Raw genomic sequence first — 13,698 nt, 5'->3', positions numbered from 1 at the left:
TCCGGATTCAAGAGCAGCTGAGTTCAAAACGACGCCATGCTACGCCGCGACTCAGGCGCAGCACATCACATATTATCGATTGCTCAGGGTGTATATATTGGATAGATCATGCTGCATTGCAGCATCATTGTTGCTGCAACCACTGGCTGAAATCCCTGATTTCCTGCTCCCCGACCTCATGCTGCATGCCCGGATACAGATGCAGCTGGACCTCAGCCCCGTGGGTCGTCCACCAGTCAGCCGCCTCCCGGGCATAGGTCGGGGGAATCCGCGGATCAGCCAGACCATGGCCGACAAAGACGTGGGTAGGCAATTTTTCATGCGCGGCACCCAGCCGGGCCTTTACCGAATCGAACAAGGCACCGCTGAGAATGCCGATGCCCTCGAACTTCAGCGGTTCAGCCAGGGCCAGGTCATAGCTCATGATGGCCCCTTGGCTGAAACCGAAGACCACGACCCGGTGCGGGTCGACATGGTACTTCGCGATCAGCGCATCGACGCTGCGCAGAATGGCCTTTTCGCTGGCCTGGATCTGCGCCGGATCGCCGTCCAGACGGTCACCGACGTGGCGCGAGGCAAACCAGGCGTAATGACCCGGTGCCAAGGTATAGGGTGCGCGCAACGAGGCGAACACCACATCTTTCGGCAGCAGTGGCGCCAGTTCCAGCAGGTCGTTTTCATCGCTGCCGAGGCCGTGCAAAGCCACATAGAGCGGCTTGCCCGTGGAGCCGCCCGACGGGGTGCGCACCACCGATACCAACGGAGCTCCGACCACGGCCGGACCGGCGGCGACGGCCGGGGCGGTCAGCAGGCCGCTCAACGCCAGGGTGGCGGCCATCATGCCGACTCTCAGGAAATCTCGGAAAACAGGGCGCATCAGCATCTCCGGTCAATTGCCGCGCGGCTCGCGCGGCCGGACCCCGATGATAACGCCTGGCGCGCGCCGGATCGCCTCGCTCAGGCGCGATGATAGGGATGGCCGGTCATGATGGTGCCGGCACGATACAACTGCTCGACCAGCACCAGCCGCACCAGCATATGCGGCAAGGTCAACGGCCCCAGTGACCAGCGTTGATTGGCACGGGCCAGCACCTCGGGCGCATGCCCGTCCGGTCCGCCGATCAGAAAGGCCAGATCACGGCCCAGCATGCGCCAGCCCGCCAGTTCCCCGGCAAGCTGCTCGCTGGACCAGGTCTTGCCCGTGCCATCCAGGGCGATCACATGCGTATCGCGCCCCAAGGCGGCCAGTACCGTCGTGCCTTCATCCTGCCTGGCCCGGGCATCATCACGTCCCTTGCCGCGCATGCCAGGCTTCAGCTCCACCAGCTCCAAGGCCAGTTCACGCCCCAGCCGCTTGCGGTAGTCCTCGTAACCTTCGGCCACCCAGGCCGGCATGCGCTCGCCGATGGCGATCAGCCGGGCCTTCAAGCGCCGGCTCCTGCCCTGAGCACCGGATCAGGCCCGGACGGCGGCCGCAGCGAGGTCGGCGTCGTCGCGGACGATTTCAACCGGACCGCTGTCGCCGACGGTCCACAGTCGCTCCAGACCGTAGAACTCGCGGATGCGGGGCAGCATGATGTGCACGATGACGTCACCCAGGTCGACCAGCACCCACTCGCCTTCCTGCTCGCCTTCGACACCCAGAGGCATGGTGCCTGCCGCCTTGGCAGCCTTGATGACTTCGTCGGCGATCGACTTCACATGACGGGCCGAGGTGCCGGACACCACATACAGGATGTCGGCCACCGAGGTCTTGCCGCGAACATCGATTTCGCGGATGTCCTTGGCCTTGAGATCATCCAGCGCGGTCTGCACCGCCTGGGAAAGGGAAGCGACAACAGCCGGATGACCAGCTTGTGCAGTACTCAAATCGGTAAACCTCGTAGGGGATGGGCGCTTGCGCGTCAGTACAGTATAACCGCTCGGCGCCAAATACCCGAGACCTGGCCGCGGCAGCCGTCAGCTGAGGGCGACGCAGCGGCCCCGCTCCAATCGGTAGCGCGCCTCGACCAGTTGCTGCAGACCGGCCAGCTGATGACTGATCAGCAGTACGGTGCGTCCACGGGTCAAGGTCTCCAGCGCCCCCAGCAAGGATTGAGCCGTGGCCGGATCGAGACCTTCGGTCGGCTCGTCCAGCAACAGGACCGGGCGATCTGCCAGCAAGGCCCGGGCAATCGCCACTCGCCGGCCTTCGCCGCCGGAAATCAGGGCACCGCCCTCGCCCAGCCAGGTTTCCAGCCCTTCCGGCAGGCCGGCGACGAAACCCTGCAGCTGGGCGCCGTCCAGCGCCGCCTGCAATTGCGCCTCGCTGGCCCCCGGACGGGCGATCAGCAAGTTGTCACGCAGGCTGGCATTGAAAATATGAGTGCGCTGCTCCACCACTGAAACACGCGAACGCCAGGCCTCGGGGTCGAGGGCGGCAAGATCGAGGCCGTCAATCACGATGCGCCCTTGCTGGATCGGCTCGAAACGCAGAAGGACCTGCAGCACACTGCTCTTGCCGGCACCGGACGGACCCAGCAAGGCCACGCGCCTCCCCGCCGGCAGCTCGAGATCGAAATCCGTGAGAACCGGAGGGCTATGATCACCGTATCGCATGGCCACATGCTCGAAACGGATCGAGGGCCGGGCAGGTACGCCCGGCGCCGCACCCGACGCGGCCGGAATGCGGGGACTCTGGTCGGCAAGCTCAAACACCCGGCGCGCCGCCGCCAGGCTGGCCACCAATTGACTCATGGCCTCCGGCAGCGGACCGATCAACTCGAAGCCCCCCATCGCCAGCAGACACAGCATGGCCACGTCCGGGCCGGCCAGATGTCCGACGCCCAAGGCACCGGCACCCAGCCACAGCGTCCAGGCCGTGGCCGTGGCCGCCGCCCAGGGCACCAGCCCGCTGCCGGCGGACTGTACCGAATCCAGCCGGGCCTTGCGATCCTCCTGCTGCCGGCTCAAGGCCTCTACCCGTGCGGCAGCAGCGGCTGACTGGCCATACAATTCCAGCTCGGCCGCGCCAAGGATGATATCGCCCACCTGCTGCCGCAGGCCGGCCTCGGCACTGACCAGCGCCTCGCCGGTCGCGCGACTGCGGCGCTGCGCCCACAGCGGCAGGACCACGCCGGCCAGCAAGGCCATCAGTCCGGTCGCCATCGCGGCAGCCCCGAGATAGCCGGCTGTCACCCACAGGATCAGCGGAAAGCCGATCAAGGCCATCACCGCCGGCATGAATACCGCCAAATAGACATGCTCCAGCCGGTCGATATCCGCCCGCATGCGGGAAAACAGCTGGCTGTGGCCCAGCATCGCGGTCTGCCCGGGACTCAACGGCCACAATCGGTCGTACAGCCACAGCCTCAGCCCGGCCAAGGCCCGCAGCGTCACATCATGATTGATCAAGCGTTCCGCATAACGGCCACTGATACGGACCAGGGCGAGGCCGCGAATGATCGCCGAGGGCGTGAAATAATTCATGGTCGCGCCGGCGACACCGGCCAAGGCCATGCTGGACAGAAACCAGCCGGACACCGCCAGCAGAGCAATACCTGACAGCGAGGCCGCCAGCGAGCAGAACAGACCCAGTGCTATCCAGCGCTTGTACGGCCACAGCAGCCCGATCACCCGCCAGAACAGTGACCAGGAACTCGTCTCGTGCCGCGCCTTCATGCCAGAACTCCCTGCTGCCACAGTTGTGCATAGAGCCCGCCTTCGGCGAGCAGGACGTCATGTCGGCCGAAGGCGGCAAGCCGGCCATGCTCGAGCACGGCAATGGCATCCGACTGCCGTGCCTGCTCCAGCCGGTGCACGGCCTGGATCACCGTCCGGCCGCGACCGTAAGCCTGCAAGGCCTGCTCGACCCGGGCCGCAGTATCACCATCCAGTGCCTGGCAAGGCTCGTCCAGAATCAGTACCGGCGTATTTCGCAGAAAGGCACGGGCCAGCGCCAGACGCTGGGCTTCGCCGCCCGAAAGCCCGTAGCCCTGCTCGCCCAGAGGGGTATCCCAGCCTTGCGGCAAGGCCTCGATCACCGGCAGCAGACAGGCCTTGCTCGCCGCAGCCTCCAGCTCGGACTGAGTGGCGTCGGGCCGCGCGATGCGCAGATTGTCCGCCACGCTGCCGATAAACAGCCGCGGCTTTTGCGGCACCCAGCTCAGTTGCTGGCGCCACCAGGTCAGATCCACCTCAGCCAAGGGCACGCCATTGATCAGGAGGCTGCCGGCACTGGGCCGGCTCTGCGCCAGCAACAGACTCAACAGCGTGCTCTTGCCGGCACCACTGGGGCCGACCAAGGCCAGGGTGCAGCCGCCGGCAATCGTCAGATCCAGATCGCGCAGGCCACCACGGCCACCATCATGCTCGAACGTCACCCCGCGCAAGGTGACGGTGATCGCCTCGCCGCCAGGCCTGGCCTTGCCACGCGCCGGCTCGGGCTCGTCCTCGGCCAGCAGCTTGACCGCATCCTCGGCAAAAGCGACGGCGTCCATCTTGGCATGTCGCAATGCACCCATTGCGCGCAACGGCAGAAAATATTCGGGCGCCAGCAGCAGCACGAACATGCCGAACAAAAACACTTCGTGACCGAAGAACAAGCGAAACCCGACCAGCACCGCAACCACGGCGATGCTGACGGTAGCAAAGAACTCCAGCACCAGCGAGGACAGAAAGGCGACCCGCAGCACCCCCATGGTTTCGCGCCGGTAGCCCTCGCCCGCCCCGGCCAGCCGCTGGCGAGCCGCCTGTGCCGCCCCGAACAGGCGCAGCGTGCCCAGCCCCTGCAGCACGTCCATGAATTGCGAGCCGAGCCGTGTCAGCATCTGCCAGCGTCGTTGACTGGCCTGCTCGGCCAGCCGGCCCAGCAGCACCATAAAGACCGGAATCAGCGGCGCCGTAACCAGCAAGGTCAGTCCGGCGACCCAGTCGGCGGGAAACACTGCAACCAGAATCACCAGCGGATAGAGTCCTGCTGCCGAGACCTGGGGCAGATAGCGTCCGAAATATGGCCCCAGGGTTTCCACGCCATCGACGACACGGGTAACCAGCTCGCCGCTGTCACGATGCGCGATCCAGGCTGGCCCCAGTCGCTGGATCTTGGCCAGCAGCTGCTGGCGCATGCGCAGTACCACGGCAGCACCGGCCGCCTGACTGCAGCGACGTCCCAGCCAGCCCAGACCCCAGCGCGCCAGCGCCAGGGCGCTTATGCCCAGCAGGGCCGGCCACAGACGACGGGCCGGGGCATGCAGAAAAATGACCTGATTCAGACCCCAGGCCAACAGCCAGGACTGGACGGCCAACAAGGCCGTACCCAGCGCGCCGACCAGCAAGGCGCGCTGCAGATGGGACTTGACCGTCCGGCGCTGGTCTTTCAACCAGGCCGCGGCCCCGGCAATGGCTTGCATTTTCACGATTCCTTGCACAAAGAAACGGCGGACCCTGAGGCCCGCCGTTTTTTATATCACCACTCAGTGGGCGTCGGACTTCTCGCTGCGCCCCACGCTGGCGATCTGCGCATCGAGCATCACGCCGCCCGCCGCCGAGACCAGCACGATCACCACCGTGCCCAGCAGCCAGGCAAAATACCAGGCGCCAGTCTCGCCGAGGATCACCGCCAGAACGATGGCCAGCAAGGCGATACCCATCAAAACGACGAACTTGATTGCTGTTTTCATGATAGCGCCTCCTCAGTACGCGTGTTCATCGGCGGCGATGGCATCCGCGGACACCTTGCCGCGCATCACATAGAAGCACCAGCTGGTGTAAGCCAGAATCAACGGCACGAATACCACGGCAAAGCCCACCATCCAGGCCAGCGTCAACTGGCTGGAAGAAGAATTCCACAGAGTCAGGCTCTGCGACGGATCACTGCTGGAAGGCATCATGAAGGGGAAGGAAGCGGCACCGACGGTACCGATCACGCCCGTCCAGATGACCGGCCCCAGCCACCAGGCCAGATAGCCCTTGCCGGCACGTGCCGCCAGGACACCGAGTACCAGACCGGCAAAGGCCAGCGCCGGCAGCACCCACAGCACCGGATGGGCGTGGAAGTTGGTCAGCAGAGCACCTGCCTGCTGCACAACTTGCTGCTGCAGCGGGGTCTGCGGCACGCCGGCGGCGGCACCACCCGTCCAGACATAACCCTGCAGATGACCGACCCAGAAACCGCCGATGGCGAACAGCACGATGGCGAGAATGCCGGCAACCGTATTGACACTGCGGGCGCGATCGGCCAGCTCACCCTGATGGGCGCCGTTGATGATGGTGGCCGAACCCATGTAGCAGGCCAGGGCCACCGACAGCAGTCCGCACAGGATCGCGAACGGGTTGAACAAGGCCAGGAAGCTGCCGGTGTAATGGGAGGTCATGTTCCAGTCGAAGTGGAACGGCACGCCTTCCAGCACGTTGCCGATGGCGGCACCGAACACCAGCATGGGCAGGAAGCCGGACACGAACAGCATCCAGTCCCATACGTTGCGCCAGCGCTCGGTCGGCACCTTGTTGCGATACTCGAAGGCCAGCGGACGGACGATCATGCTCCACAGCAGCAGCAGCATCACCACGTAGAAGCCCGAGAAGGCCGTGCCGTAGATCGTCGGGAAGGCAGCGAAGATCGCGCCACCGCCCAGGATGAACCACACCTGGTTGCCGTCCCAGTGCGGGCCGATGATATTGAGCGCCACGCGGCGATCGATATCCTTGCGACCGACATAGCGCAGTATGGTGCCCACGCCCATGTCCATGCCCACCATGGTGCCGAGGCCGATGAACAGCACGCCCAGCAGCAGCCACCAGATACTCTGAAGTACCATCAAAGCATTCATTGATTAACCCTCTACCTGCTTGCCGGACACACCGCCGAAACCGGGCAGCGACTGGCCGTGACCGTGATGCTCGTCCGGACCCTGCTTGATCGACTTGACCATCAGGGTCATCTCGATGATGGCGAAGATGGTGTAGATCGACACGAAACCGATCAGCGAGAAGACCATGTAGCCGACGCTGTGACTGGAAGCGGACATATAGGTCGGCAGCAGGCCGTAGACGGTCCAGGGCTGACGACCCATTTCGGCCACGATCCAGCCGGCCTCGTTGGCGATGAACGGCAGCGGGATGGCAAACGGGGCCAGCCGCAGCAGCCAACGCTGCTTTTCCAGATCATTGCGGATCGAGAAGATCACGCACAACATGAAAAAGGCCAGCATCAACATGCCGAAGCCGACCATCACGCGGAAGGACCAGAAGATCGGCGCCACTTCAGGGATCGAATCCTTGGCTGCAGCGGTAACCTGATCATCCGTCACATTGCCCAGATCCTGGGCATAGCGCTGCACCAGGAAGCCGTAGCCCAGATCCTGCTTGTGGGCTTCGAACTGGGCCTGTGCGGCCGGATCATCCGGATTCTTCGAGAGCACCATCAGCGACTGCACGGCGGGAATGCCGTTGCGGACGCGATCGGCATTGCGGGCCTCCAGCTCGGAGATGGCCGGCACGGTGCCGTCCAGCGAATGGGTCAGCAGGATCGACAGCACATACGGGACCTGGATCGCACCGTAGTTGGTCTCGTCCTTCTGCGAAGGGAAGGCAATGGCGTTGAAGGCCATCGGCGCCTTTTCAGGCTTCCACAACGCTTCCATCGCGGCCAGCTTGGTCGGCTGCGCTTCGCCACCGATAAAGCCCAGCGCATCACCCAGGGTGATCGCACCGGCCGTGGCCAGCACACCGAAGATCGCCGCCATGCGGAAGGAGCGCTTGGCCAGTTCGGTATGACGGTGACGATACAGGTAGTAGGCGCTGATGCCGCACACGAACATGGAGGCGGTCACGTAACCGGCCACGCTGGTATGCACGAACTTGGCCTGGGCGTCGGGATTGAAGATGATCGACGGCAGGCTCTGCATTTCCAGACGCATGGTGTGGTAGCTGAAGGCGATGCCGTCCTTCGGCGGGTCCTGCATGAAGCCGTTGGCGACCAGAATCCACAGTGCCGACAGGTTGGAACCCAGCGCCACCAGAAAGGTCACAGCCAGATGCTGGCCGCGCTTCAGTCGGTCCCAGCCGAAAACCATGATGCCGACGAAGGTCGATTCCATGAAGAAGGCCATCAGTCCCTCGATCGCCAGCGGTGCGCCGAACAGATCGCCGACAAAACTGGAATAGAACGACCAGTTGGTACCGAACTCGAATTCCATGGTGAGGCCGGTGGCCACACCCAAGGCGAAGTTGATCAGGAACAGCTTGCCCCAGAACTGGGCCATCTGCTTGTAGATCGGTTTGCCGGTGATGACATAGACGGTTTCCACAGCCGCCAGGAAGAAGGTCATTCCCAGCGTGAGTGGCACGAAAAGATAATGGTACAAAGCCGTCGCGGCGAACTGTATCCGCGATAGCTCGACTACGGTCGGATCAATCATAGGTTAGATTCCTAACAACTCGGAAAACCCCGGCCCAGGGGCGACTCAGCGCGGCCGCACTGCTTGATGCGTATGTTACGCCTCTCACCTGGCGATGAACTCCTGCAATGCGCGCCATACTGAACGATTTTTAAGCGGCAGAGTGTCACACTATCTTGATCATTTACAGCTTCATAATCACTGAATTCAATGACTTGAAATGAATTCAGGAATAACTTGCGACACCTTCAAACCTTTCGGTACTGGACAAAAGCCTGTCATGCCCCAACAGCCGGCGGCTCCGACCTGTATTGCCACGCGACATGAAGCGGTCTGCGCTCAGCGACGATAGGGCTGAAGCAGTGCAGGATCCGCAAACAGCCCGGCCGGCAAGAGATAACGCGGATCACGCCCGCTGGCAAGCAGTTCGCGTATCCGTGTCGCGGAAACCTCCAGCGCCGTGACCCGCAGCTCGACGATGGCCCCGGCCGGGCAATGACTGAGCACCACCGGATTGGCGACACGCCGTTCGGTGATTTCGCGCCACAAGATCTCGCTGCGGACCACGGACAAGCCGGGCCGGCTGAGCACCCCGATATGGGTCAGACGGAACAGTTCGCGCCATTCATGCCAGGCCGGAAGGCCGGCAAAAGCGTCTTCGCCCAGAAGCAGGACCAAGGGGCGATCACCTTGCTCGGCACGCAATTCACGCAAGGTGTCGACCGTATAGGACGGACCTTCCCGCCGCATTTCCCTGTCATCGATCGTCAGTCGCGACTGACCGGCCAGTGCCGCGCGCAGCCCGGCAAGCCGTTGCTCGGCGCTGGCGCAGGGTGTCGCCCGATGCGGCGGCGTGCGCGAGGGCATCAGCCGCACCTCGGCATCCAGCAGCTCGGATGCCTCCCAGGCCACGGTCAGATGGCCGATGTGCACCGGATCGAAGGTGCCACCGAAAATCGCCAAGGGCTTCATGGGCCGCTCATGGCTCCGCGTGGCAAGGCCATTGCCGCGATCAGCCGCTCCGCTTCTCGCCACGGCTCGCCCGCTTCCCGGCCCTTGGCCATCCGGTCGATCCGCGCCGCCCTGGCCAGACAAGCCAGCCAGTGCTGCCGCGGCGCCCGGCGCAATGCCGTCCGGAACAACTGCTCGCGCGCAGGCCACAGCCTTTCGATCCGGGCCTGGGCGGCAAAGTCCTCGGCACTGGCCAGCCGCAAGGCCAGCTGCAGCTGATTGACCAGCCAGCCCATCAGGCCGATCAGCTCTTCGCCTTCGGCGTGCAGACCGGCCAGTACCCTCAGGGCACGACCGGCATCACCGGCAAAGGCTGCATCCGTCAACTTGAAGGCATCGTAACGGGCGCTGTCAGCGACCAGCCGCTCCATTTCCTGTCGGTCAATACGGCCGCCCTGGTGCAGGATGGCCAGCTTGTCCACTTCCTGGGCCGCCGCCAGAAGATTGCCCTCGACCCGTTCGGCCAGAAGCGCGGCCGCATCAGGCGTTGCCGCCAGCCCCCGTGCGGCCAGCCGGGCCGTGATCCAGCGCCCCCATTCGTTCGGTCGCGGGGCCTGGAACACGACCTGGATGCCGGTCTGGTCCACGGTCTTGCACCAGGCCGCCTCGTGCTTGCTGCTCCACTCGGTCGCGGTGATCAGCAGACTGACATCCGGTGGCGGATCGGCGCAGAAGGCCTGGATGGCCGCCCCGCCCTCCTTGCCCGCCCGGCCACCGGGCAAGCGCAGATCCAGCAGTCTCAGACTGGCAAACAGCGACATCCCGGCGGCGGCACGCGCCAGATTGTTCCAGTCGAACTGGGGACCGGCCTCCAGCACCTCGCGCTCCAGATATCCCAGTTCGCGGGCACGCCGGCGCAATGCGTCGGCCGCCTCCAGCACCAGCAATTCCTCGCCGACCAGCAGCTGGACCGGCGCCAGCCGGTCGGCCACCAACGCCTTGTTCCATTGCGCGACCTGCATCGGCATCGCGGTCAGTTGCCTATCGGATCCTGCGAGCTTCCCGGCAGACCCGGCGTCGCATCCAACGGCGCAACAGCCGCAGGGTCAGCCCGACGGGCTGCCTCCGGATGCAAGGTGGCCGCCCGAATCCGCAGCATCATCGACTGCACCATGTCGTCGACCATGCCCCGCTCGATCTGCTCGATCTGGCCCGACGTACCGATGGTCTGGTTGCTCTGATAACTGTACTCGCGCTGCATGTCCAGGCGCTGTCGGCCGACGATGGATTCGCCGCGGTCGCTGTCGATATAGAACTGCACATGGAAACGGACCGCGTATTCGGATATCTGGGTATAACCGCCCAACGTCATCATGTCATTGCTGTAGGTCGCCACCGGCACATTCATCTCGGCCACCCCGGGACCACCATGGTCCTCCAGGGTCACCCCGGCCAGCTCCAGACTGCGCTCCAGCTCGCGGCGGAAGGCCAGCGAGCCGCTATTGACCTGGAGATGGACATGACTCATCGCCGGCGGCAACGCCACCGGACGCCGCAGGTGGAAACCGCAGCCGGCCAGGCCAAGCATGGCCATGCCGGCCGCTGCCAGCCCGAGATCACGTGTGCGCTTGCCTGGCTTCATGCTGTCTTATCCTGCAACGATATTGACGATCTTGCCAGGGACCACGATGACCTTGCGTATGGTCAGCCCCTCCAGAAACAACTGGACTTGCGGATGGGCCAGCGCCAGCGGCTCGATCACCTCGCGCCCGGCCTGGGCCGCCACTTCGATGGTGGCACGCAACTTGCCGTTGACCTGCACCGCAAGGGTCAGAGAATCCCGGACCAGGGCGGCACTGTCCACCACCGGCCACGGCTGGTCGTCCAGAATCCGCTCGGCATAGCCCAGCACCTGCCACAGAGCATGGCTGAAATGCGGGGTGATGGGATTCAGCAGCAACACCAGAGTCTCGTAAGCCTCCTGACGCACGGCATCCGCCTGCGCGCCCTGGCCGTCGTACTTGGCCAGGGCATTGGTCAGCTCCATCAGCGCCGCGATGGCGGTATTGAAGGACTGGCGCCGGCCCAGATCATCGGAGACCTTCTGGATGGTTTCGTGGGTCTGGCGCCGCAGCGTTTTGGCACCGGCATCCAGTGCGGCCGCATCCAAAACGGCATGAGGGCCGTTGGCGGCATGGGCCGAAGCATCGCGCCAGACCCGCTTCAGAAAGCGCGCCATGCCTTCGACACCGGCCTCGTTCCATTCCAGCGACTGCTCCGGCGGGGCCGCGAACATCGAAAACAGCCGCACCGTATCGGCACCGAAGCGTTCGACCATGGCCCGCGGATCGACGCCGTTGTTCTTGGACTTGGACATCTTCTCGACGCCCCCCACTTCCACCGGCAGACCGTCACCGGCCAGCACCGCACCGGTGATACGGCCACGATCATCACGTTGCACGATCACATCGGCGGGGTTGAACCAGGTCTTGCCGCCATTGGCCTCGTGCCGGTAATAGGTTTCCGCGATCACCATGCCCTGAGTCAGCAGGCGGGTGGCGGGCTCGTCGGACTTCACCAGCCCTTCGTCGCGCATCAGCTTGTGATAGAAGCGGAAATACAGCAGATGCAGGATGGCGTGCTCGATGCCGCCGATGTACTGATCCACCGGCAGCCAGTGGTTGGCGCGCTCATCGACCAGGTCGCTGGCACCCGGGCTGGTATAGCGGGCGTAATACCAGCTCGATTCCATAAAGGTGTCAAAGGTATCGGTTTCGCGCTCGGCCGCCCCACCGCACTGCGGGCATGAGGTCTTGCGCCATTCCGGATCGGCCTTGATCGGTGACTGCACGCCGGAGAAAGCCACATCTTCGGGCAGCACCACCGGCAGCTGGTCCTCAGGGACCGGTACCGCGCCGCAGGACGGGCAGTAGATCACCGGAATCGGGCAGCCCCAGTAGCGCTGGCGGCTGACACCCCAGTCGCGCAGGCGCCAGTTGACCTGGCGGCGGCCCTTGCCGGCGGCCTCCAGACGGGTCGCCAGCTGATCAAAGGCCGCGCGATGATCCAGACCATCCAACTCGCCGGAATTGACCAGTCGCAGGCCGGCACGGGTCTTGTCGCCATACCAGGCCTGCCACTGTGCGGCGTCATATTCGGATTCGCCCTCGACCGCCACCACCTGGCGGATCGGCAGCGCGTATTTCAGGGCAAAGGCATGGTCGCGCTCGTCATGGCCGGGCACCGCCATGACTGCGCCGGTGCCATAGCCCATCAGCACGAAATTGGCGACCCAGATCGGCACCGGCTCGCCGCTGACCGGATGGATGGCGAACAGGCCGGTAGCCATGCCCCGCTTTTCCTGGGTTTCCAGTTCGGCTTCGGACACGCCACCCTGCCGCAGATCAGCCAGGAAGGCGGCCAGCTCGGGACGGGTCTCGGCGGCCTTAAGCGCCAGCGGATGCTCGCCGGCGATGGAAACGAAGCTGACCCCCATCAAGGTATCCGGCCGGGTGGTGAACACGCTCAGCGGCTCGGCCTCGCCCTCCACCGCGAATTCGATTTCCAGACCTTCCGAGCGACCGATCCAGTTGCGCTGCATGGTCTTCACCGATTCCGGCCAGCCATCCAGCGTGTCCAGACCGTCCAGCAGCTCCTGGGCATAATCGGTGATCTTGAGGAACCACTGCGGAATTTCGCGCTTCTCCACCACCGCGCCGGAACGCCAGCCCCGACCATCGATGACTTGCTCGTTGGCCAGCACGGTCTGGTCCACCGGATCCCAGTTCACCACCGAGTTGCGGCGGTAGGCCAGACCCTTCTTCATCAAGCGGGTGAACATCAGCTGTTCCCAGCGATAATAGTCCGGCTTGCAGGTGGTGACCTCGCGGGTCCAGTCGATGGCATAGCCCAGCGACTTCAGCTGGCCGCGCATATGCTCGATATTCTGGTAGGTCCAGGCCGCCGGAGCCGTCTTATGCTTGATCGCGGCATTTTCGGCAGGCAGTCCGAAAGCGTCCCAACCCATCGGCTGCAGCACATTGCGGCCATTCATGCGTTGATGACGACTGATCACGTCAGCAATCGTGTAATTGCGGACATGGCCCATATGCAGAGCACCCGAGGGATACGGCAGCATCGCCAGGCAATAGAACTTGGGACGCGGATCACTCTCGGTCACTTCATAGGCGCGCTCGGCCTCCCAGTACTGCTGGGCGGCCTGCTCCACCGCGCCCGGCGCATAGGCGGACTCGTTGGCCGTGGTTGCGCTGACCTGATCGTTTTGCTCGTGCATAGTTTTTTGTCGTGCCAGAAAGTTGAGGCCCCACCCGCCAAACGCGGATGGGGCTGAAAACCCGTCAGCCTAGCC

12 protein-coding genes are annotated in these 13,698 nt (G+C 64.2%); all 12 read right to left on the bottom strand.

All coding sequences use genetic code 11. From position 1 onward, the window contains the following. Nucleotides 1-124 precede the first annotated feature (124 nt). The 12 genes from FRAAU_RS07775 to leuS all read right to left on the bottom strand — a co-directional run bounded on the left by FRAAU_RS07775 (nt 125) and on the right by leuS (nt 13,623). Nucleotides 125-877: an alpha/beta hydrolase gene (locus FRAAU_RS07775; protein WP_014402994.1), complete on the bottom strand. Its 753-nt coding sequence runs from the start codon at nt 875-877 to the stop codon at nt 125-127. Between the two features lie 80 nt (nt 878-957). Next, entirely contained in the window at nt 958-1,428 is a 471-nt protein-coding gene (rlmH, locus tag FRAAU_RS07770) for a 23S rRNA (pseudouridine(1915)-N(3))-methyltransferase RlmH (protein ID WP_014402993.1), read from the bottom strand. A gap of 27 nt (nt 1,429-1,455) precedes the next feature. Continuing rightward, the gene (gene rsfS, locus FRAAU_RS07765) at nt 1,456-1,869 is read right to left on the bottom strand and encodes a ribosome silencing factor (RefSeq protein ID WP_014402992.1); all 414 of its coding nucleotides are present in this window, start codon (nt 1,867-1,869) and stop codon (nt 1,456-1,458) included. A 90-nt stretch (nt 1,870-1,959) separates the two neighbouring features. Next, nucleotides 1,960-3,660, bottom strand: a complete 1,701-nt coding sequence (gene cydC / locus FRAAU_RS07760) for a thiol reductant ABC exporter subunit CydC (protein WP_014402991.1) — start codon at nt 3,658-3,660, stop codon at nt 1,960-1,962. Continuing rightward, the gene (cydD, locus tag FRAAU_RS07755) at nt 3,657-5,390 is read right to left on the bottom strand and encodes a thiol reductant ABC exporter subunit CydD (protein ID WP_014402990.1); all 1,734 of its coding nucleotides are present in this window, start codon (nt 5,388-5,390) and stop codon (nt 3,657-3,659) included. The genes cydC and cydD overlap by 4 nt, the downstream gene beginning before the upstream one ends. A gap of 63 nt (nt 5,391-5,453) precedes the next feature. Beyond that, the gene (locus FRAAU_RS07750) at nt 5,454-5,660 is read right to left on the bottom strand and encodes a hypothetical protein (protein WP_014402989.1); all 207 of its coding nucleotides are present in this window, start codon (nt 5,658-5,660) and stop codon (nt 5,454-5,456) included. Nucleotides 5,661-5,672: 12 nt separating this feature from the next. Then, nucleotides 5,673-6,797 carry a cytochrome d ubiquinol oxidase subunit II gene (cydB, locus tag FRAAU_RS07745; protein ID WP_245546454.1) on the bottom strand — a complete coding sequence of 375 codons (1,125 nt, stop codon included), beginning with the start codon at nt 6,795-6,797 and terminating at the stop codon, nt 5,673-5,675. A 15-nt stretch (nt 6,798-6,812) separates the two neighbouring features. After that, entirely contained in the window at nt 6,813-8,399 is a 1,587-nt protein-coding gene (locus FRAAU_RS07740) for a cytochrome ubiquinol oxidase subunit I (protein WP_014402987.1), read from the bottom strand. Nucleotides 8,400-8,717: 318 nt separating this feature from the next. Then, nucleotides 8,718-9,350, bottom strand: coding sequence for a nicotinate-nucleotide adenylyltransferase (gene nadD / locus FRAAU_RS07735; protein ID WP_014402986.1), 633 nt, complete (start codon nt 9,348-9,350; stop codon nt 8,718-8,720). Next, nucleotides 9,347-10,357, bottom strand: coding sequence for a DNA polymerase III subunit delta (holA, locus tag FRAAU_RS07730; protein ID WP_014402985.1), 1,011 nt, complete (start codon nt 10,355-10,357; stop codon nt 9,347-9,349). Before holA ends, nadD begins: the two co-directional genes overlap by 4 nt. A gap of 5 nt (nt 10,358-10,362) precedes the next feature. Further along, nucleotides 10,363-10,971 carry an LPS-assembly lipoprotein LptE gene (locus FRAAU_RS07725; protein ID WP_014402984.1) on the bottom strand — a complete coding sequence of 203 codons (609 nt, stop codon included), beginning with the start codon at nt 10,969-10,971 and terminating at the stop codon, nt 10,363-10,365. Between the two features lie 6 nt (nt 10,972-10,977). Beyond that, entirely contained in the window at nt 10,978-13,623 is a 2,646-nt protein-coding gene (gene leuS, locus FRAAU_RS07720) for a leucine--tRNA ligase (protein ID WP_014402983.1), read from the bottom strand. Nucleotides 13,624-13,698 lie beyond the last annotated feature (75 nt).

Source organism: Frateuria aurantia DSM 6220, assembly GCF_000242255.2.
In the GTDB taxonomy this organism is placed as follows: Bacteria; Pseudomonadota; Gammaproteobacteria; order Xanthomonadales; family Rhodanobacteraceae; genus Frateuria; species Frateuria aurantia.
Note: the sequence above shows the minus strand (reverse complement) of the source record. Positions and strands in the feature narration are given on the sequence as shown.

Bases quoted from the DNA above. Each gene is read 5' to 3' on its own strand.
- nadD (WP_014402986.1), bottom strand. From the start codon at position 9,350: ATGAAGCCCTTGGCGATTTTCGGTGGCACCTTCGATCCGGTGCACATC.
- holA (WP_014402985.1), bottom strand. From the start codon at position 10,357: ATGCCGATGCAGGTCGCGCAATGGAACAAGGCGTTGGTGGCCGACCGG.
- FRAAU_RS07750 (WP_014402989.1), bottom strand. From the start codon at position 5,660: ATGAAAACAGCAATCAAGTTCGTCGTTTTGATGGGTATCGCCTTGCTG.
- cydD (WP_014402990.1), bottom strand. From the start codon at position 5,390: ATGCAAGCCATTGCCGGGGCCGCGGCCTGGTTGAAAGACCAGCGCCGG.
- leuS (WP_014402983.1), bottom strand. From the start codon at position 13,623: ATGCACGAGCAAAACGATCAGGTCAGCGCAACCACGGCCAACGAGTCC.
- cydB (WP_245546454.1), bottom strand. From the start codon at position 6,797: ATGGTACTTCAGAGTATCTGGTGGCTGCTGCTGGGCGTGCTGTTCATC.
- FRAAU_RS07740 (WP_014402987.1), bottom strand. From the start codon at position 8,399: ATGATTGATCCGACCGTAGTCGAGCTATCGCGGATACAGTTCGCCGCG.
- FRAAU_RS07725 (WP_014402984.1), bottom strand. From the start codon at position 10,971: ATGAAGCCAGGCAAGCGCACACGTGATCTCGGGCTGGCAGCGGCCGGC.
- FRAAU_RS07775 (WP_014402994.1), bottom strand. From the start codon at position 877: ATGCGCCCTGTTTTCCGAGATTTCCTGAGAGTCGGCATGATGGCCGCC.
- cydC (WP_014402991.1), bottom strand. From the start codon at position 3,660: ATGAAGGCGCGGCACGAGACGAGTTCCTGGTCACTGTTCTGGCGGGTG.